Origin of the sequence: Pseudomonas sp. B21-051, assembly GCF_024748795.1 — a bacterium.
In the GTDB taxonomy this organism is placed as follows: Bacteria; Pseudomonadota; Gammaproteobacteria; order Pseudomonadales; family Pseudomonadaceae; genus Aquipseudomonas; species Aquipseudomonas putida_A.
This window is the reverse complement of record NZ_CP087166.1, coordinates 3,909,538-3,929,650: the sequence shown is the minus strand read 5'-3', so window position 1 is coordinate 3,929,650 and position 20,113 is coordinate 3,909,538. Positions and strand designations below refer to the sequence as shown.

The following is a 20,113-nucleotide window of genomic DNA, read 5'->3' as shown; positions in this document are numbered from 1 at the left end:
AACTGTAGTCGAGGAATTGTAAGGAAAGTCATCTGCGGCTGAATCTGGCATACCGCCGATAAACGGTAAATGCCGATGGCTGATATTCAGCCCGTCACCACGGTCTATGGGCGTTACAGACGCAAACTTGGCTTAAATGCCCTGCCCGCTGGAGCGGGGCGGGTGTCGCCTGTTACCATTCGCCGCTTGATTGTTTTGCTTTTCATTCTTTTCGAGACATGCCATGACCACCGTCCGCACTCGCATCGCGCCATCGCCTACCGGGGACCCCCACGTAGGTACCGCTTACATCGCATTGTTCAACTACTGCTTTGCCAAGCAGCATGGCGGTGAGTTCATCCTGCGCATCGAAGACACTGACCAGTTGCGCTCGACCCGCGAGTCCGAACAGCAGATCTTCGACGCCCTGCGCTGGCTGGGGATCGACTGGAGCGAAGGTCCGGACGTTGGCGGCCCGCACGGCCCGTACCGGCAGAGCGAGCGTGGTGATATCTATCAGAAGTATTGCCAGCAACTGGTCGACATGGGCCATGCGTTCCCATGCTTCTGCACCGCAGAAGAACTGGACCAGATGCGCGCCGAACAAATGGCGCGCGGCGAGACCCCGCGCTACGACGGCCGCGCGCTGCTGCTGTCGAAGGAAGAAGTCGCCGCCCGTCTGGCCGCCGGCGAACCGCACGTGATCCGCATGAAAGTGCCGACCGAAGGCGTCTGCGTGGTGCCGGACATGCTGCGTGGCGATGTCGAGATCCCGTGGGATCGCATGGACATGCAAGTGCTGATGAAGACCGACGGCTTGCCGACGTACTTCCTCGCCAACGTGGTCGACGACCACCTGATGGGCATCACCCACGTGCTGCGCGGCGAAGAATGGCTGCCATCGGCGCCGAAACTGATTCTGCTGTACGAATACTTCGGCTGGGAGCAGCCGGAGCTGTGCTACATGCCGCTGCTGCGTAACCCGGACAAGAGCAAGCTATCCAAGCGCAAGAACCCGACCTCGGTGACCTTCTACGAGCGCATGGGCTTCATGCCGGAGGCGATGCTCAACTACCTCGGTCGCATGGGCTGGTCGATGCCCGATGAGCGCGAGAAGTTCTCGCTGCAGGAAATGGTCGACAACTTCGACCTCAAGCGTGTGTCCCTCGGCGGGCCGATCTTCGACATCGAGAAGCTGTCGTGGCTCAACGGCCAGTGGCTGCGTGACCTGCCGGTGGAAGAGTTCGCCGCGCGCGTGCAGAAGTGGGCGTTCAACTCCGAGTACATGATGAAGATCGCGCCGCTGGTGCAGGGGCGCGTGGAAACCTTCAGCCAGGTTGCACCGCTGGGCGGCTTCTTCTTTGCCGGTGGCGTGAACCCGGATGCCAAGCTGTTCGAATCGAAAAAGCTTTCCGGTGATCAGGTGCGTCAGTTGATGCAATTGATCCTGTGGAAGCTGGAAAGCCTGCGTCAGTGGGAGAAGGACAGCATCACCGCAACGATTCAGGCGGTGGTCGAATCTCTTGAGCTGAAGCTGCGTGACGCGATGCCGTTGATGTTTGCCGCGATTACCGGGCAGGCGAGTTCGGTGTCGGTGCTCGATGCAATGGAAATCCTCGGCCCGGACCTGACGCGTTTCCGTCTGCGCCAGGCGATTGACCTGTTGGGCGGCGTGTCGAAGAAAGAAAACAAAGAGTGGGAAAAGCTGCTGGGCGCTATCGCCTAAGCACTTGTGATTCCCTGTAGGAGCTGGCGCAGCCTGCGATCTTTTGCCGTTGTTCTTAAGAAGCAAGAGCAAAAGATCGCAGGCTGCGCCAGCTCCTACAGGTCGCGGTGTGCGTAAACCTCCCGGATTTTCGGGGGGAGGCGGTAAGTGATTGTTATGCCGACAAAAAACTTTGAAATTTTTCAAAAATAAGTTTGACAGGCTTTCGATACGCCCTTAAGATTCGCCCCGTCCTCAGCGATGACATCAACGATGAGGGGCTATAGCTCAGCTGGGAGAGCGCTTGCATGGCATGCAAGAGGTCGACGGTTCGATCCCGTCTAGCTCCACCAATTTACACTTCGAAGCCTGGCCACACCGGCTCCGAAGCGATCAACACTCAGCGTTGATCAGTTGTATAGAAGGGTTTGCGTCCCCTTCGTCTAGTGGCCTAGGACACCGCCCTTTCACGGCGGTAACAGGGGTTCGAGTCCCCTAGGGGACGCCAGTTTTACAGAAGTGATGTTGCAAGATGTCACTCCGCCGCGAGGCGAAAAATCCGGGGCTATAGCTCAGCTGGGAGAGCGCCTGCATGGCATGCAGGAGGTCAGCGGTTCGATCCCGCTTAGCTCCACCAATTTTACAGTTCAAGGTCTGGCCACACCGGCCTTGAATCAGATCAGATCTCAGCACTGATCAGCTGTATAGAAGGGTTTGTGTCCCCTTCGTCTAGTGGCCTAGGACACCGCCCTTTCACGGCGGTAACAGGGGTTCGAGTCCCCTAGGGGACGCCACGATTACCCGCTCTGCGGGATTTATAAGGGTCATTCAATTATTGAATGGCCCTTTTGTTTGTCTGGCGTTTGGCCAACTCTCCTTTTTCCTTACACTGTGCTTCAGACCAGCGGTCATATCCTCGACTTGCGGAATATTATTATGCGAATAATATTCTAGTCGTAATATTCGGAGGCAACGATGAACGATAAAAAAGCTCAAACCCGCGAACGCATCCTCAAGGCGGCCAGCGCCGCACTGATGCAGCGTGGTCCGGCGGATCCCAGCGTGGGCGAAGTGATGGGCGCTGCCGGCCTGACCGTCGGTGGTTTCTACGCGCACTTCGAAAGCAAGGACGCGATGATGCTAGAGGCGTTCAAGCAACTGCTCAGCCGTCGACGCGACCTGATTGCCGACATGGACTCCGAGCTGACCGGTGAAGAGCGTCGCGCCCTGGTTGCTGCGTTCTATCTGTCACGCAAGCACCGTGATTCCAGTGACGCCGCATGTCCGATTCCGGCGTCCATTGGCGAATTGGGGCGTCTGCCGGAATCCTTCCGCATCGCGCTGAACGAGCACCTGGAACTGATGATTGCGCAGTTGGCGTCCAGCCCCGAGGACACCGACAAGGCGTTGGCTGATGTGGCGTTGATGGTGGGTGGTCTGGCGCTGGCACGTGCGCTGGGCCCGGGCGATTTATCCGATCGATTGCTGCGCGCTGCCAAATCGGCAGTGCGTTGACCTGAAGGCAACACGCCTGAGGAGAGAGCGATGAACACGTTGAAGTGGGTTCGTGGCGTTAATGGCACCTTGGGCTGGATTGCACCGCAACGAGTGGCGAACAAAATGCGTCAGGCGTTCATGACGCCGCGCACGTTGCCGCTGCGTGATTGGGAGCTGCCGCTGCTGGCGAGTTCAGAACGTATCACGCTGCGCTTCGGCCTGTCGGCGCTGCGCTGGGGGCAGGGACCGGCGGTGCTGTTGATGCACGGTTGGGAAGGGCGGCCCACCCAGTTTGCGGCGTTGATCACGGCGCTGGTCGAGGCCGGTTACACCGTTGTCGCGCTGGATGGCCCGGCCCATGGTCGTTCGCCGGGGCGTGAAGCCAACGTCGTACTGTTCGCCCGCGCCATGCTCGAAGCGGCCGCCGAATTGCCTCCTCTTCAAGCCGTCATCGGCCACTCCATGGGCGGCGCCAGTGCCATGCTCGCGGTGCAACTGGGCCTGCGCACCGAAACCCTGGTCAGCATCGCAGCCCCCGCGCGTATCCTCGGCGTGTTGCGCGGTTTTGCCCGCTACGTCGGCATGCCACCGCGGGCGCGCTCGGCGTTCATCCGCCAGGTCGAGCAGGACGTCGGCATGCGCGCCGCGACCCTCGATGTCGCGCACTATCAACTGGATATGCCGGGCCTGATCGTGCATGCCGAGGACGATAACTTCGTCTCGGTCAAGGAATCGCAATTGATCCACGAGTCATGGTTCGACAGTCGCCTGCTGCGCCTGGAAAGCGGCGGCCACCAGCGCGTGCTGGCCGACCCTCGAGTGGTTGATGGCGTGTTATCACTGTTGGCAGGGCGCAGCCTTCAAGCGCGGCAATCGGCCTGACATCCGTTACACTGCCCCGGTTGAATAATCTGACCGGGAGTGGGGCATGGGCTGGGATCGGGCAACGCCGTTCACCATTGATCTGCAAGTAGGCGCCGAGGACATCGACGGGCTGGGCCACGCGAACAACGCGGTTTACGTGACCTGGCTCGAACGCTGCGCCTGGCGCCACTCGCAGCGTCTGGGGCTGGATCTGGTCGAGTACCGGCGTCTGGATCGGGCGATGGCCGTGGTGCGTCACGAAATCGATTATCTGGCGGCGGCCTACGAAGGCGACGAACTGCAACTGGCGACCTGGATCGTCGATTGGGACCAGCGCCTGAAAATGACCCGGCACTTCCAGCTGATCCGCCCGAGCGACAACGCCACCCTGCTGCGCGCCCAGACCACCTTCGTCTGCATCGAACTGTCCACGGGCAAGCCCAAGCGCATGCCGGCGGAGTTTATCGAGGGTTACGGCCCGGCGATCCTGTCCCTGGCCTGACCCGATCCCGTAGGAGCTGCCGAAGGCTGCGATCTTTTGACTTTGATTTTTAAAGATCACAATCAAAAGATCGCAGCCTGCGGCAGCTCCTACAGGTGGTCGTGGGTTTAACCGGCTTAATCCAGTAAACTGCCGCACGTTTTTTCTTCCTGAGTAGTGTTTTCCCCATGCAAATTGCCCTGGCGCCCATGGAGGGGTTGGTCGACGACATCCTGCGCGACGTGCTGACCCGCGTTGGCGGCATCGACTGGTGCGTGACCGAGTTCATTCGGATCAACGATCAGTTGCTCACCCCGGCCTACTTCCACAAGTTCGGCCCGGAGCTGCTGAACGGCGCCCGCACCCGTGCCGGCGTGCCGCTGCGCGTGCAATTGTTGGGTTCCGATCCGGTGTGCCTGGCGGAAAACGCGGCGCTGGCCTGCGAACTCGGCTCGCAAGTCATCGACCTGAACTTCGGCTGTCCGGCCAAGACCGTCAACAAGTCCCGGGGCGGGGCGGTGCTGCTCAAGGAGCCGGAGCTGCTCAACTCCATCGTCGAGCATGTGCGTCGCGCCGTGCCGGCGCACATCCCGGTTACCGCGAAGATGCGCCTGGGTTTCGACAGCCCGGACGGTTCGCTGGTCTGCGCCACGGCGCTGGCCGAGGGCGGCGCCGAACACATCGTGGTGCATGCCCGGACCAAGGTTGATGGCTACAAGCCGCCGGCGCATTGGGAGTGGATTCCGCGGGTGCAGGACGTGGTCAAGGTGCCGGTGTTCGCCAACGGTGATATCTGGAGCGTCGAAGACTGGCGCCGCTGCCGCGAGATCAGCGGTGTCGAGGACATCATGCTCGGACGCGGTCTGGTGTCACGCCCCGATCTGGCCAAACAGATCGCTGCCGCGCGCGCCGGTGGAGATGTGGTCGAGATGACCTGGGCCGAGCTGCTGCCGCTGATTCAGGACTTCTGGTTGCAAGCCAAGGCGCAGATGACCGCTCGCCAATCGCCGGGTCGCTTGAAGCAATGGCTGGCGATGCTGACGCGCAATTATCCCGAGGCCACCGAGCTGTTTACCGTGCTGCGTCGCGAGACAGAACCGGACCAGGTCTCGCGTTTGCTCGGTTTGCCGGTCGCCGCCGCAGCCTGAAAAAAATCTGCAAATACTCTCTTGAAATCATTTTGGCGGTCCCTATCTAAGGGTTACGCGATGCCGAATTCGGGTCGCGGAGACACAAAAACTTGCTGATTGTTTTCAGGAGATTTGAACCATGAGTACTGCATTTTCCCTGGCACCACTGTTCCGTTCCTCGGTGGGTTTCGACCGTTTCAATGACCTGTTCGAAACCGCGCTGCGCAACGAGCCAGGCAGCACCTACCCACCCTACAACGTGGAAAAACACGGTGACGATCAATACCGTATCGTCGTAGCGGCCGCCGGTTTCCAGGAAGAAGACCTGGAGCTGCAAGTCGAGAAGGGTGTGCTGACCATCAGTGGCGGCAAGCGTGATGCCAACGAAGGCGTGACCTTCCTGCATCAAGGCATTGCCCAGCGTGCTTTCAAGCTGTCCTTCCGCCTGGCCGATCACATCGAGATCAAGGCCGCCGATCTGAGCAACGGTCTGCTGAGCATCGACCTGTTGCGGGTGATCCCGGAAGAGGCGAAAGCCAAGCGCATCCCGATCAACGGAGCGCAGAAGCCGGTTCTGCAATAAGGCCGAGCAAGAAAAAAGGGCGCCCCTGGCGCCCTTTTTTTTGTGCCCGTCATTTGAGCATTTTTTTCAACGCCTCCAGTGCCACCGGCCGACTGTGCAGGTAACCCTGATACAAATGGCAGCCCAGCCCCTGCAGGAACGCCAGTTGCTCCGGCGTCTCCACGCCTTCGGCAATCACCTCCAGTTCCAGGCTGCGGGCCATGGCGACGATGGCGCGGATGATCTCGGCGTCGTTGGGGTCGGTGGTTGCGTCGCGGATGAACGACTGGTCGATTTTCAGGGTGTCCACCGGCAGGCGCTTGAGGTAGGTCAGCGATGAATAGCCGGTGCCGAAATCGTCCATGGCGAAACTCACACCGAGTTTTTTCAGGCGACGCATTTTGCTGATGGTGTCTTCCAGGTTCTGGATGACGATGCCTTCGGTGATCTCCAGTTTCAGCAGCGCGCAGGGCAGACCGTGGCTGCTCATGCTGTGCTCGATGCGTTCGACGAAGTCGTTCTGGCGGAACTGCCGTGGGCTGATGTTCACGCACAGGCTGAAATTGAGCGGGTCGACCAGTTTCAGGGCGATCAATTGTTTGAACGCTTCGCAGGCCTCATCGAGGATCCAGGTGCCGACTTCCAGAATCAGGCCGCTGTCTTCCAGCACCTTGATGAACTCAGTGGGCGATTGCGCGCCGAGCTCCGGGTGATTCCAGCGCACCAGCGCCTCGGCGCCAATGATGCGGTTGTCCCGCGCATCGACCTGCGGCTGGTAGTGCACGTTGAACTCGCCGCGCGATAACGCCAGACGCAGGTCGGTCTCCATGCGCAGCCGCTCGCTGGCCGCTTTCTGCATGGTGTTGTGGTACATCTGCGTGGTGTTGCGCCCGGAATCCTTGGCCCTGTACAGCGCAATGTCGGCGCGCTTGAGCAGATCGGTCGGGGTCGAGCCGTGATCGGGAATCAGCGCCACGCCGATACTCGGCGTCACTTGCAGACGCTGGCCGTCGAGGAACATCGGCTCCGAGAGCAACTCACGAATGGTGTCGGCCAGTTCCCGCACTTGTGCGCTGACCTCGTTGCGCGTGCCTTCCAGGCCACTGAGCAGCACCACGAATTCATCGCCGCCGAGACGCGCCACCGTATCCTCCATGCGCACGCTGGCTTCGAGCCGTGCGGTGATGATTTTCAGCACCGTGTCGCCGACCGGGTGGCCCAGCGAGTCGTTGATGTGCTTGAAGTGGTCAAGGTCGAGGAACAGCAGCGCACCGCGCAGGTTGTGGCGCTTGAGCAGGGCGATCTGCTGGCTCAGGCGATCCATCAGCAAGGCGCGGTTGGGCAGATTGGTCAGCGGATCGTGATAGGCCAGATGGCGGATCTGCGCTTCGGCGTTCTTCAGCAGGCTGACATCCCGGGCGGTCAGCAGCAGGCACGCGGTTTCGTTGAGGGTGATCGGTTCAATCGACACTTCCACCGTCAGCAATTCGCCGCGCTTGTTGCGCCCGAGCATTTCCTGATGGTGCACGCGGCCCTTGATCTGCAGTTCGGCAAGCAGCGCCGAGCGTTGTTTCTCTTCGGCCCAGATGCCGATCTGGTACACGGTTTTGCCCACCACTTCTTCGGCGCGATAGCCGGTGAGGCGGCAGAAACCGTCGTTGACCTCCAGATAGCGCCCGGTGTCACGTTCGGTGATGGTGATCGCGTCGGGGCTGGAGTGAAACGCCTTGGCGAATTTCTCTTCGCTGGCCTTGAGTGCGGCCTCGGAGCGCTGCTGTTGGGTGATGTCGCGCAGGGTGGTGACGATGCACGGCTGATTGCCGACGCTGATCTGCCGGCTGGAAATCACGCACGTCAGCGACTGGCCGTCCTTGTGCTGGACGATGATTGCGACATTGCTCAGGCCCTGTTCGCGGATCACCCGCTCGATACGTTGCAGGCTTTTCGCCGAGGCGTCCCACAGGCCGATGTCCTCGGCGGTGCGCCCGATGACGTCGGCGGCGCTCCAGCCGAAGGTCTGGGTGAAGCTGTTGTTGATTTCGATGAACTCGCCGCTGTCCTGACGGGTAACGCAGATCGGGTCGGGGCTGACCTGGAACAGCGTGGCGAATTTTTCTTCGGAGGCGACCAGGCGTTGCTCGCGCTCGACCTGATCGGTGATGTCCAGCAAGGTCCCGGCCATGCGCAGCGGCGCGCCGTTTTCATCGCGGTAGAGGCGGGCGCGGCTTTCCAGATAGCGTGAGCTGCCATCCGCCAGTTGCACGCGATAGGTCAGTTGATAATTGCCGGCCGGGCCTTCGCGCAGGCTGCGGTAGGCGTCGCGCATGCTGTCGCGCTCCTCGCCGGGCACGCCTTCGAAGAACTCCTCGAACGATTCGTGAAACGGGATTGGCTCCAGCCCGTGCAATTGCGCGGCCCGCGCCGAGCCGTAGAGCATGCCGCTGGGGATGTGCCAGTCCCAGGTGCCGAGCTGCGCCGAGTCCAGCGCCAGATCAAGGCGTTCCTGACTGTCTTTCAAGGCGTGTTCGGCGGCTTTGCGTTCGGTGGTGTCGAGAAAGGTGCTGAGCAGATACGGCTGGCCTTCGAGCTCGACCTTCTGTGCGCTGAGAATGCCGTCATGAATCTGCCCGTTGCTGGCGCGGAACTGCACTTCCATGCTGACCAACTCACCCTTGGCTTTGGTCTTTTTCACCAGCTCTGCGCGTTGCTCCGGGTGCACCCACAGGCCCAGTTCCAGTGTGGTGCGACCGATGGCGTCCTGGACCGGCCAGCCGAACAGACTTTCGAAATACTGGTTGGCTTCGGTGATCAGGCCGTCTTCCTGGCGCGTCAGTAGCACCATGTTCGGGCACAGGTGAAAAAGTGTGGCGAAACGTTTCTCCGAGCTGCTCAGAGCCTGTTCACGTTGACGCTGGTGGGTGATTTCGCGAATCACCCCGATCATTCGGGGCCGGCCGTGCTTGTCCGGCAGCAGGCTGCCGCTGATTTCCAGCCAGTGCAGGCTGCCGTCGGGCCAGCGGATACGGTGGTGCATTGCCTGTTCCAGCGGGGCGCCGGCAATCACCGCGTGGAAGGCGCGCACGGTTTTCGCCCGGTCTTCGGGCGGCAGCAGGTCGAGATATTCCAGGTCCTGGGGCAGCGGTTGCCGTGGATCGAAGCCGAACAGCGCCTGGGTGCCCCGTGACCAGCTGATCTGCCCGCGCTCGATGTCCCAATACCAGGCACCGAGCCGGGCGCCGTTGAGTGCGGCGAGCAATTGCGGCGCACTCTCCCAGCTCTGCTCGGAACGTCGCGGATCAATGGCCTGAATACGCGGCATCGGCGGAATTCGGTCAACAGATTTCGGCATTGTTAACGGGCCTTGAGCTGATGGTGGCGTTAGGCACAGGGACAGCGGCTCTATAGGAGTAGCACAAGTTAGCCTGAAGTCCCTGGCAGATCGATTTGCGCATCCAGCAAGGCCATGAAAGCCCTTGCCGCATTCGACAGCGTCCGTTCGGTGTGCACGATATAGCCTAGCTGGCGACTGAGCTGTATGCCCGGCAAAGGTATGCGCGCGACCTGTTGATCAAGCATGGTGCGTGGCAGAACACTCCAGGCCAGACCAATGGAGACCATCATCTTGATGGTTTCCAGGTAGTTGGTGCTCATGGCGATGTTCGGCGTCAGCCCTTGGGCTTCGAACAAGCGTTGGACAATATGATGGGTGAAGGTGTTGCCTCCGGGAAAAACCGCCGGATGACCGGCAATGTCCGCCAGGCTCACGGCGCCATTGCTGATCAGTGAATGCTCCGGCGCCACCACGAAATCCAGCGGGTCGTCCCACACCGGCGTGGCTTTGACCAGCGTATGTGGCTCCGGCGCCAGGGTGATGACAGCCAGTTCCGCACGGCCATGGAGAATCTCTTCGTAGGCCACTTCCGAATCGAGGAACTGAATATCCAGTGCCACCTGTGGGTAGCGGCGGGTGAATTCCCTCAAGAGTGGCGGCAAACGGTGCAGACCGATGTGGTGACTGGTGGCCAGGGTCAGCCGGCCGCTGACTTCGCCGGTCAGGTTAGTCAGGGCGCGGCGGGTGTCGTCCAGCACGTTGAGAATCTGGTAGGCCCGGGGCAGCAGGGCGCGGCCAGCCTCGGTCAGGCCGACTTCACGACCGAGTCGGTCGAACAGTCTTACCTTCAATTGTTGCTCGAGTCCGGCGATGCGTTTGCTGATCGCCGGTTGCGTCAGGTGCAGGCGTTCACCGGCGCCGGAGAAGCTCCCGGTCTCGGCAATCGCGATAAAAGCGTTGAGGTTGGCCAGATCCATGAATCGTATTCCAGTTGGTTATCCAAAGCATAAAAAATATGAATTTGAGTTATTTAATCTAACCCCATAGGATCGGCCTCACAAGCCAAAGGGTTATTGATAAGCCCAGGGCATAGAAACAAGCTGATGAGGAACCGTCTGATGGCCGGCAAAACGCTCTACGACAAGCTCTGGGATTCGCATTTGGTCAAACAGCGCGACGATGGCTCGGCGCTGATCTATATCGATCGTCACATCATCCACGAAGTGACCTCGCCGCAAGCCTTCGAAGGCCTGCGTCTGGCCGGGCGCAAGCCTTGGCGCATCGATGCCAACATCGCGACCCCGGACCACAACGTACCGACCACACCGGAGCGCAAGGGTGGCATCGCCGCGATTGCCGACCAGGTCTCGCGTTTGCAGGTTCAGACCCTCGATGACAACTGTGATGAATACGGCATTGTCGAGTTCAAGATGAACGACATCCGTCAGGGCATCGTCCACGTGATCAGCCCGGAGCAGGGCGCAACCTTGCCGGGCATGACCGTGGTCTGCGGCGACTCGCACACCTCGACCCACGGCGCTTTCGGTGCCTTGGCACACGGGATCGGCACTTCCGAGGTCGAGCACGTGCTCGCCACCCAGTGCCTGGTTGCGAAGAAAATGAAGAACATGCTGGTGCGGGTCGAAGGCCAGTTGCCATTCGGTGTGACGGCCAAGGACATCGTCCTCGCGGTAATCGGCAAGATCGGCACCGCCGGCGGTAACGGGCATGCCATCGAGTTCGCCGGCAGCGCGATTCGCGATCTGTCCGTCGAAGGCCGCATGACCATCTGCAACATGTCCATCGAGGCCGGCGCCCGCGTGGGTCTGGTGGCCGCGGATGAAAAAACCGTCGAGTACGTCAAGGGCCGTCCGTTCGCGCCGAAAGGCGCGCAGTGGGATCAGGCGGTTGAAGCCTGGAAAGACCTGGTTTCCGACGCCGACGCCAAGTTCGACACCGTGGTTGAACTCGACGCTGCGCAGATCAAGCCGCAAGTCAGCTGGGGCACTTCGCCGGAAATGGTCTTGGCCGTTGATCAGAGCGTGCCGGATCCGGCCAAAGAGATGGATCTGGTCAAGCGCGATTCGATTGTGCGCGCCTTGAAATACATGGGTTTGACCGCCAATCAGGCGATCACCGACATTCAGCTGGATCGCGTGTTCATCGGCTCCTGCACCAACTCGCGCATTGAAGACTTGCGCGCTGCGGCCGTGATCGCCAAGGGCCGCAAGGTCGCCTCGACGATCAAGCAGGCGATCGTGGTGCCGGGTTCGGGTCTGGTGAAGGCCCAGGCGGAAGCCGAAGGTCTGGACAAGATTTTCCTCGAAGCCGGTTTCGAATGGCGTGAGCCGGGTTGCTCGATGTGCCTGGCGATGAACCCGGACCGCTTGGAGTCCGGCGAGCATTGCGCCTCGACCTCCAACCGTAACTTCGAAGGCCGTCAGGGTGCCGGTGGTCGTACCCACCTCGTCAGCCCGGCCATGGCCGCTGCGGCGGCGGTGAACGGTCGTTTCATCGACGTTCGTGAATTGATCTGAAGGAGAGCGCAGCATGAAAGCTTTTACCCAGCACACTGGTCTTGTCGCGCCTCTGGATCGTGCCAACGTCGACACCGACCAGATCATCCCGAAGCAGTTCTTGAAATCGATCAAGCGCACCGGTTTCGGCCCGAACCTGTTCGACGAGTGGCGTTACCTGGATGTCGGCCAGCCGTACCAGGACAACTCCAAGCGCCCATTGAACAAGGAGTTCGTGCTCAACGCCGAGCGTTATCAAGGCGCCAGTGTGTTGCTGGCCCGCGAGAACTTCGGTTGCGGCTCCAGCCGTGAACACGCGCCGTGGGCGTTGGAAGAATACGGTTTCCGCAGCATCATTGCGCCGAGCTACGCCGACATCTTCTTCAACAACAGCTTCAAGAACGGCTTGCTGCCGATCATCCTGAGCGATGCCGAAGTCGATGAATTGTTCAAGCAGGTCGAGGCCGAGCCGGGCTATCAATTGCAGATCGATCTGCACGAGCAGACCGTGACCAGCCCGAACGGCAAGGTGTACCGCTTCGAGATCGACGCGTTCCGCAAGCATTGCCTGCTCAATGGTCTGGATGATATCGGCCTGACCTTGCAGGACGGTGATGCGATTGCTGCGTTCGAGGCCAGGCATCGTGTGAGCCAGCCGTGGTTGTTCCGCGACGCGTGATTGATTCGAGATTGATGTAGTCAGGGCCGGCCTCTTCGCGAGCAGGCTCGCTCCCACACTTGAAATGCATTCCCCTGTGGGAGCGAGCCTGCTCGCGAAGACGGCCGCTCAAACAACACAAATGCAGGATGTGACCATGACCAGCACCGCCCAGCACACCCAGGTTGTACAAAAGCAATTCGGTGAACAGGCCGCCGCCTACCTGAGCAGCGCCGTTCATGCGCAAGGCACTGAATTCGCGCTGCTACAGGCTGAACTGGCAGGGCAGGGCGAGGCCAGGGTGCTGGACCTGGGTTGCGGCGCCGGTCATGTGAGTTTTCATGTGGCGCCGCTGGTAAAGGAAGTGGTGGCCTACGACCTGTCGCAGCAAATGCTCGACGTGGTGGCTGCTGCGGCTGTGGATCGCGGTTTTGCCAACATTGCCACGGTCAACGGCGCCGCCGAGCGCCTGCCGTTTGCCGATGGCGAATTCGATTACGTGTTCAGTCGTTATTCGGCGCACCATTGGAGCGACCTCGGTGTGGCCCTGCGTGAAGTGCGTCGGGTGCTGAAACCGGGCGGTGTGGCAGCGTTCATCGACGTGTTGTCGCCGGGCAGCCCGTTGTTCGACACTTATCTGCAGAGCGTCGAAGTGCTGCGCGACACCAGCCATGTGCGCGATTATTCCGCCGGCGAGTGGTTGCGTCAGGTCAGCGAGGCCGGGCTGCACACCCGCAGCACCAGCCGTCAGCGCCTGCGTCTGGAGTACAGCAGTTGGGTCGAGCGCATGCGCACGCCCGAAGTGATGCGCGCGGCGATCCGCCAGTTGCAGCAGTCGATGGGCAACGAAGTGCGCGAATATTTTGAGATTGATGCCGATGGCTCGTTCAGTACAGATGTGATCGTACTGATGGCCGAACGCTAAGCATTTTTCCGGGCGCGCCTGTCAGAGGCGCACCGATTGAAGACACGAGGAAAGCATGAGCAAGCAGATTCTGATTCTCCCAGGTGACGGTATTGGTCCGGAAATCATGGCCGAAGCGGTCAAGGTGCTGGAGCTGGCCAACGACAAGTACAGCCTGGGCTTCGAGCTGAGCCATGACGTGATCGGTGGTGCCGCCATCGACAAGCATGGCGTGCCGCTGGCCGACGAAACCCTCGAGCGTGCCCGTGCTGCCGACGCCGTCCTGCTGGGCGCCGTGGGCGGCCCGAAGTGGGACACCATCGAGCGTGACATCCGCCCTGAGCGTGGTCTGCTGAAAATCCGTGCGCAACTGGGCCTGTTCGGCAACCTGCGTCCGGCGATCCTCTACCCGCAACTGGCCGACGCTTCGAGCCTGAAGCCGGAAATCGTTGCCGGTCTGGATATCCTGATCGTTCGTGAACTGACCGGCGGCATCTACTTCGGCGCGCCACGCGGCACCCGCACCCTGGAAAACGGCGAGCGTCAGTCCTACGACACCCTGCCGTACAGCGAGAGTGAAATCCGCCGTATCGCCCGCGTCGGTTTCGACATGGCCATGGTTCGCGGCAAGAAGCTGTGCTCGGTGGACAAGGCCAACGTGCTGGCGTCCAGCCAACTGTGGCGTGAAGTGGTCGAGCAGGTCGCCAAGGATTACCCTGAAGTCGAACTGAGTCACATGTACGTCGACAACGCCGCCATGCAACTGGTGCGCGCACCGAAGCAGTTCGACGTGATCGTCACCGACAACATGTTCGGCGACATTCTCTCCGACGAAGCCTCGATGCTCACCGGCTCGATCGGCATGCTGCCGTCGGCCTCGCTGGATTCGAACAACAAGGGCATGTACGAGCCGTGCCACGGTTCGGCCCCGGACATCGCCGGCAAAGGCATTGCCAACCCGCTGGCGACGATTCTGTCGGTGTCGATGATGCTGCGTTACAGCTTCAATCTGCACGATGTGGCCGATGCCATCGAGAAAGCCGTCAGCGTGGTGCTGGATCAAGGCTTGCGTACCGGTGACATCCATTCGGCCGGTTGCACTAAAGTCGGAACGCAGGAAATGGGTGACGCAGTAGTCGCCGCGCTGCGGAATCTGTAATCTCTCGGGCCCGCTGCGAAATTCAATACAAAGCAGCGGCCCACTTTTCAAGAAGGTGTAGTTGCGATGAAACGTGTAGGTCTGATCGGTTGGCGCGGCATGGTCGGTTCCGTGCTCATGCAGCGGATGCTGGAAGAGCAGGATTTCGATCTTATCGAGCCGGTGTTTTTCACCACTTCCAATGTCGGTGGCCAAGGCCCGTCCGTGGGCAAGGACATTGCTCCGCTCAAGGACGCTTACAGCATTGAAGAGCTGAAAACCCTCGACGTGATCCTGACCTGCCAGGGCGGCGACTACACCAGCGAAGTGTTCCCGAAGCTGCGCGAGGCCGGCTGGCAGGGTTACTGGATCGACGCGGCTTCCAGCCTGCGCATGAACGATGACGCGGTCATCATTCTCGACCCGGTCAACCGCAAGGTCATCGACCAGCAGCTGGACGCGGGCACCAAGAACTACATCGGCGGCAACTGCACCGTCAGCCTGATGCTGATGGGCCTGGGCGGTCTGTTCGAGGCCGGTCTGGTCGAGTGGATGAGCGCCATGACTTATCAGGCGGCCTCCGGTGCCGGCGCGCAGAACATGCGTGAACTGATCAAGCAGATGGGTGCGACTCACGCCGCTGTCGCCGATCAACTGGCCGACCCGGCCAGCGCGATCCTCGACATCGACCGTCGCGTGGCCGAGGCCATGCGCAGCGACGCGTACCCGACCGAAAACTTCGGCGTACCGCTGGCCGGCAGCCTGATTCCGTGGATCGACAAGGAACTGCCGAACGGCCAGAGCCGCGAAGAGTGGAAGGCCCAGGCCGAGACCAACAAGATCCTCGGCCGCTTCAAGAGCCCGATCCCGGTCGACGGCATCTGCGTGCGCATCGGCGCCATGCGTTGCCACAGCCAGGCGCTGACCATCAAGCTGAACAAAGACGTGCCGATCGCTGATATCGAAGGGCTGATCAGCCAGCACAACCCTTGGGTCAAACTGGTGCCGAACAACCGCGACATCAGCATGCAGGAGCTGAGCCCGACCAAGGTCACCGGCACCCTGAACGTACCGGTGGGGCGTCTGCGCAAGCTGAACATGGGTTCGCAATTCGTCGGTGCCTTCACCGTCGGCGACCAACTGCTGTGGGGCGCGGCCGAACCGCTGCGTCGCATGCTGCGGATCTTGCTTGAGCGTTGATCGCTTGAAGTCGTGAAAGAACCCGCGCCTTGTGAGAGGTGCGGGTTTTTTTATGGCATTTTAAAAGATCGCAGCCTTCGGCAGCTCCTACAGAATCGGGTTCACACGCAACTCATGTAGGAGCTGCCGAAGGCTGCGATCTTTTGCTCTAAATTGCCGAACCGCCAGTCACCCGGTAAAGTGCCGCTCCCCCCGTTTCGCCAGAGGTAGAACCATGACCCAGACCCTTGATATTGCCGTCGTCGGCGCCACCGGTACTGTCGGCGAAACCCTCGTACAGATTCTCGAAGAGCGCGACTTCCCGGTCGGCAACCTGCACCTGCTGGCCAGCAGCGAGTCCGCTGGCAGCTCGGTGCTGTTTCGCAACAAGAACGTGCGCGTGCGTGAAGTCGACGAGTTCGATTTCAGCAAGGTAAAACTGGTGTTCTTCGCCGCGGGCGCTGCTGTTTCCCTGAGTTACGCGGCGCGTGCCCACGCGGCCGGTTGCTCGCTGATCGACCTGTCCGGCGCGTTGCCGGCCGAGCAGGCGCCGCAAGTTGTGCCGGAAGCCAACGCTGAGGTGATCGCCGGTCTGAAAGCGCCGTTCCAGGTCAGCAGCCCAAGCCCTTCGGCGACGACGCTGGCCGTGGTGCTGGCACCGCTGCTCGATTTGCTCGAACTGCAATACGTCAACGTCACCGCCAATCTGGCCGTGTCCGCGCAAGGTCGCGAAGCCGTGACCGAGCTGGCGCGACAGACCGCCGAGTTGCTGAACATGCGTCCGTTGGAGCCGACCTTCTTCGATCGGCAGATGGCCTTCAACCTGCTGGCCCAGGTCGGCACGCCTGACGCTCAAGGCCACACGCTGCTGGAAAAACGTCTGGTGCGCGAGTTGCGTCAGGTGCTGAAGCAGCCTTTATTAAAGATTTCCGCCACTTGCGTTCAAGCCCCGGTGTTTTTTGGCGATAGCTATAGCGTGACCTTGCAGTCAGCGAGTGCGGTCGACCTGGCAAAGGTCAACGCTGCGCTTGAGGAGGCGCCCGGTATCGAGCTGGTTGAAGCCGGCGATTATCCGACTGCGGTGGGTGACGCGGTGGGGCAGGACGTTGTCTATGTTGGCCGTGTGCGCAGCGGTGTCGACGACCCAGCGGAACTTAATCTGTGGCTGACGTCAGATAACGTACGCAAAGGCGCGGCCCTGAATGCTGTGCAGGTCGCTGAATTGTTGATAAAAGACCTGCTGTAAAAGATACTTGGCAACAATTTGTCGACTGATTCTAGGTGAGCGCTATGCTTGCCCGGAGCGCTTGATAACGTGTCACTCTCCGGGACTTTCCGGGGCATCAAAGAAATGATCGCGCGCGGCAGTCTGTCGTCGTCGCGCGCAATGCCTTACGGCAGCGGCAATCAACATCTTCTCGCTGGCCGAGGAACGTTCAAACAAAGGATGAGGCTATGGTTCAAGTTCGCAAACTGGTGTTAGCAATAGCGGCCGCCTCGGCGCTGTCCTCCGGTATGGCGCATGCCCTCGGGCTCGGGGAGCTGACCCTGAAGTCGACCCTGAACCAGCCGCTGGTGGCCGAGATCGAGCTGCTCGACGTCAAGGATCTCACTGCTGCCGAAGTGGTGCCGAGCCTGGCTTCACCCGAAGATTTCGCCAAGGCCGGCGTTGATCGTCAGGCCTTCCTCAACGACCTGACGTTCACCCCGGTGCTCAACGCCAGCGGCAAAAGCGTGCTGCGCGTGACTTCGAGCAAGCCGCTGTCGGAACCGATGGTGAAATTCCTCGTGCAGGTGATGTGGCCGAACGGCCGTCTGCTGCGCGATTACAGCGTGCTGCTGGATCCGTCGAAGTTCTCGCCGCAGACCGCTGATGCCGCCGCGCAACCGGCGCCGTCGCAGACCATCACCGCACCGACCACCGGCGCGACTCACCCGAATCAATACACCACCACGCCGCGCGATACCTTGTGGGAAATCGCCGCGAAGGCGCGCACCGGAGGTTCGGTGCAGCAGACCATGCTGGCGATTCAGGCGTTGAACCCGGATGCGTTCATCGACGGCAACATCAACCGGCTGAAAACCGGTCAGGTGCTGCGTCTGCCGGACTCGGTGGAAAGCACCGCGCTGCCGCAATCGAAAGCGATTGCCGAAGTCGCCGCGCAGAACGAAGCCTGGCGTCAGGGCCGTCGTTATGTGGCCAAGCCTGGCACCGGTCAGCAGCAGCTCGATGCCACCAAGCGTGGCCGCAGCAATGTCGGCGCCGGCCAGAACGCCAAGGACAACCTGAGCCTGGTCTCTGCCGAAAGCGCCAAGGGGCGTGGCAAAGGCCCGGCCGGCGATGCCAAGGCGTTGAGCAACAAGCTGGCGGTGACTCAGGAAAGCCTCGACACGACCCGTCGTGACAACGAGGAACTGAAAAGCCGCATGGCCGATCTGCAAAGCCAGCTGGACAAGCTGCAACGCCTGATCGAGCTGAAGAACAATCAACTGGCGAAGATGCAGGCCGAAGGCCCGGGCGCTGCGCCAGCCGCCACCGCTGCCGTACCGGCGATCACCGCCGAACTGGCCGCGACCCCGCCAGCCACCCCGGCAGAAGCGGCGCCAACACCTGAATCGGCGATTGCGCCACCGGTCGACACGCCTGCCGAGACGCCAGTGGTTGCGCCAAAACCGGTAGTCGATGAAGACAAAACCTTCAACGAACTGCTGACCAATCCGATCCTGCTGGGTCTGATCGGTGGCGGAGCGGTGGTACTGCTGCTTCTGCTGTTGCTGCTGGCCCGTCGCCGCAAAGCCCAGCAGGAAGCCGAGAAACACCTGCGCATGGCTCGAGCTTTGGCTGAGGAGCAAGAGTTCTCTGCGGAGCAGGATCTGCCGGAAAGCAGCTTCGAAGGCCTGGAAACACCTGCTGCCAGCGTCAAGCTCAACACCCCGGCACCTGCGCCAGCGCCTGCTGCGGTCGTGGCTCCGGTGGTGATGGCCGAGCCGATTGCCGCGCCATTGGTTGCGCCGTCCGCCGAGCGTTCCGATGACGTGCTGGACAAGGCGCAGTCGCACATCAATGCCGGTCGCCTGAATCAGGCTGCAGCTCTGCTGGAAGAGGGCGTCAGCCTTGAGCCACAACGCAGCGACCTGCGCCTGAAGCTGATGGAAGTCTACGGTCAACAAGGCGACCGCGATGCGTTCGTCGCTCAGGAGCGTCAGCTGGTGGCCAACGGCGATAACTTCGCCAAGGTCGAAGAGTTGAAAAAACGCTTCCCGGCCATGGCGGTAGTCGCTGTCGCGGGTCTGGCTGCAGCGGCGGCCGCCGCCGAGCTGGACGCGCAATACGTCAAGGAGCTGCTGCTCGACGAGCCTGAGGCGCCTGCCCCTGAGCCTGCGGCAGACGACCTGGACAGCGCGTTCGATCTGAGCCTGGACGATCTCGACAACATTACTCCGGTTGAGCCTGCCCCTGTCGTCGCACCTGAAGCGCCGGTAGAGCTGGACGAATTCCCGGCCGACGACGATCTGAGCTTTGAGTCGGTGCTGCAACAGCAGACCGAGATCAAAGAGAACCTCGACGACCTGTCGGACTTCGACCTTGATCTGGATCTGGGTGCCGAGCCTGCGCCAGCTCCGGCGGCGGATCTGGCGGACGATGATTTCCTGCTGGATCTGGACGAAGGCGTGAAAGATCTGTCGCCGGTCGAGCCTGTGGTCGCCAACGAAGTGCCGCAGGACGATCTGGAGCTGCCGGCGGATTTCGATCTGTCGCTGGCTGACGAGATGGACACGAACCCGGCCGAACCGGATGCCTTCGCGGCAGAGCTGGATGACGTCAACGCCGAGCTGGATCGCCTGTCGCAGAGCATTGCCGAGCCGACCTTCACCGAAGCCGATGCGGCATTGGGTGATGATTTGGGTGAAGACGACTTCGACTTCCTCGCCGGCACCGACGAAGCCGCGACCAAACTCGATCTGGCCCAGGCCTACATCGATATGGGGGATAGCGACGGCGCGCGCGACATCCTCAACGAAGTGTTGACCGAGGGCGACGAGAAGCAGCGTGGCGAGGCCAGGGAAATGCTTTCGCACCTGGCATGAGCCAGCGGTAAATAAAAACGGCAGCCCATTGAGGCTGCCGTTTTTGTTTGCTTTTTAAAATCAAAAGATCGCAGCCTGCG

The 20,113-nt window shown here is 61.1% G+C and carries 15 protein-coding genes and 4 tRNA genes; 17 read left to right on the top strand and 2 right to left on the bottom strand.

Annotation, left to right across the window (positions count from 1 at the left end; all coding sequences use genetic code 11):
* The first annotated feature begins 223 nt into the window (after window positions 1-223).
* The 10 genes from gltX (at window position 224) to LOY52_RS17495 (ending at window position 6,239) form a co-directional block, all read left to right on the top strand.
* Window positions 224-1,705: a glutamate--tRNA ligase gene (gene gltX / locus LOY52_RS17540; protein ID WP_003226448.1), complete on the top strand. Its 1,482-nt coding sequence runs from the start codon at window positions 224-226 to the stop codon at window positions 1,703-1,705.
* 256 nt (window positions 1,706-1,961) lie between these two features.
* Window positions 1,962-2,037, top strand: a tRNA-Ala gene (locus LOY52_RS17535).
* Window positions 2,038-2,116: 79 nt separating this feature from the next.
* Window positions 2,117-2,192: transfer RNA gene (locus LOY52_RS17530), tRNA-Glu, on the top strand.
* Between the two features lie 53 nt (window positions 2,193-2,245).
* Window positions 2,246-2,321: transfer RNA gene (locus tag LOY52_RS17525), tRNA-Ala, on the top strand.
* Window positions 2,322-2,402: 81 nt separating this feature from the next.
* Window positions 2,403-2,478, top strand: a tRNA-Glu gene (locus LOY52_RS17520).
* 181 nt (window positions 2,479-2,659) lie between these two features.
* Window positions 2,660-3,199, top strand: coding sequence for a TetR/AcrR family transcriptional regulator (locus tag LOY52_RS17515; RefSeq protein ID WP_007969225.1), 540 nt, complete (start codon window positions 2,660-2,662; stop codon window positions 3,197-3,199).
* Between the two features lie 30 nt (window positions 3,200-3,229).
* A complete protein-coding gene (locus LOY52_RS17510) occupies window positions 3,230-4,063 on the top strand; it encodes an alpha/beta fold hydrolase (RefSeq protein WP_047600195.1) in 834 nt (277 codons plus the stop codon).
* A gap of 46 nt (window positions 4,064-4,109) precedes the next feature.
* Window positions 4,110-4,547: a thioesterase family protein gene (locus LOY52_RS17505; protein ID WP_095668811.1), complete on the top strand. Its 438-nt coding sequence runs from the start codon at window positions 4,110-4,112 to the stop codon at window positions 4,545-4,547.
* Window positions 4,548-4,714: 167 nt separating this feature from the next.
* Window positions 4,715-5,674 carry a tRNA-dihydrouridine synthase gene (locus LOY52_RS17500; RefSeq protein ID WP_258675262.1) on the top strand — a complete coding sequence of 320 codons (960 nt, stop codon included), beginning with the start codon at window positions 4,715-4,717 and terminating at the stop codon, window positions 5,672-5,674.
* Window positions 5,675-5,795: 121 nt separating this feature from the next.
* Window positions 5,796-6,239, top strand: a complete 444-nt coding sequence (locus LOY52_RS17495; RefSeq protein WP_007969230.1) for an Hsp20 family protein — start codon at window positions 5,796-5,798, stop codon at window positions 6,237-6,239.
* A 49-nt stretch (window positions 6,240-6,288) separates the two neighbouring features.
* Here LOY52_RS17495 and LOY52_RS17490 read toward each other — a convergent pair whose 3' ends face one another.
* Window positions 6,289-9,567: a PAS domain S-box protein gene (locus LOY52_RS17490; RefSeq protein WP_258675261.1), complete on the bottom strand. Its 3,279-nt coding sequence runs from the start codon at window positions 9,565-9,567 to the stop codon at window positions 6,289-6,291.
* Between the two features lie 68 nt (window positions 9,568-9,635).
* Window positions 9,636-10,526 carry a LysR family transcriptional regulator gene (locus tag LOY52_RS17485; RefSeq protein ID WP_258675259.1) on the bottom strand — a complete coding sequence of 297 codons (891 nt, stop codon included), beginning with the start codon at window positions 10,524-10,526 and terminating at the stop codon, window positions 9,636-9,638.
* A 141-nt stretch (window positions 10,527-10,667) separates the two neighbouring features.
* On the opposite strand from LOY52_RS17485, the gene leuC reads away from it, so the two are divergent.
* The 7 genes from leuC to LOY52_RS17450 all read left to right on the top strand — a co-directional run bounded on the left by leuC (window position 10,668) and on the right by LOY52_RS17450 (window position 20,033).
* Window positions 10,668-12,086 carry a 3-isopropylmalate dehydratase large subunit gene (gene leuC, locus LOY52_RS17480; RefSeq protein WP_258675258.1) on the top strand — a complete coding sequence of 473 codons (1,419 nt, stop codon included), beginning with the start codon at window positions 10,668-10,670 and terminating at the stop codon, window positions 12,084-12,086.
* 13 nt (window positions 12,087-12,099) lie between these two features.
* The gene (leuD, locus tag LOY52_RS17475) at window positions 12,100-12,744 is read left to right on the top strand and encodes a 3-isopropylmalate dehydratase small subunit (RefSeq protein WP_047600201.1); all 645 of its coding nucleotides are present in this window, start codon (window positions 12,100-12,102) and stop codon (window positions 12,742-12,744) included.
* Between the two features lie 136 nt (window positions 12,745-12,880).
* On the top strand, window positions 12,881-13,648 hold the full coding sequence (locus tag LOY52_RS17470; RefSeq protein WP_258675256.1) for a class I SAM-dependent methyltransferase: 768 nt from the start codon (window positions 12,881-12,883) through the stop codon (window positions 13,646-13,648).
* Between the two features lie 55 nt (window positions 13,649-13,703).
* On the top strand, window positions 13,704-14,786 hold the full coding sequence (gene leuB, locus LOY52_RS17465) for a 3-isopropylmalate dehydrogenase (RefSeq protein ID WP_258675255.1): 1,083 nt from the start codon (window positions 13,704-13,706) through the stop codon (window positions 14,784-14,786).
* A gap of 66 nt (window positions 14,787-14,852) precedes the next feature.
* The gene (gene asd / locus LOY52_RS17460) at window positions 14,853-15,965 is read left to right on the top strand and encodes an aspartate-semialdehyde dehydrogenase (RefSeq protein WP_003226428.1); all 1,113 of its coding nucleotides are present in this window, start codon (window positions 14,853-14,855) and stop codon (window positions 15,963-15,965) included.
* Window positions 15,966-16,179: 214 nt separating this feature from the next.
* Window positions 16,180-17,190, top strand: coding sequence for an aspartate-semialdehyde dehydrogenase (locus LOY52_RS17455; protein ID WP_258675249.1), 1,011 nt, complete (start codon window positions 16,180-16,182; stop codon window positions 17,188-17,190).
* A gap of 209 nt (window positions 17,191-17,399) precedes the next feature.
* Window positions 17,400-20,033 (top strand): FimV/HubP family polar landmark protein, encoded by a 2,634-nt coding sequence (locus LOY52_RS17450; protein WP_258675248.1) that lies wholly within the window; start codon window positions 17,400-17,402, stop codon window positions 20,031-20,033.
* The last annotated feature ends 80 nt before the right edge of the window (window positions 20,034-20,113 follow it).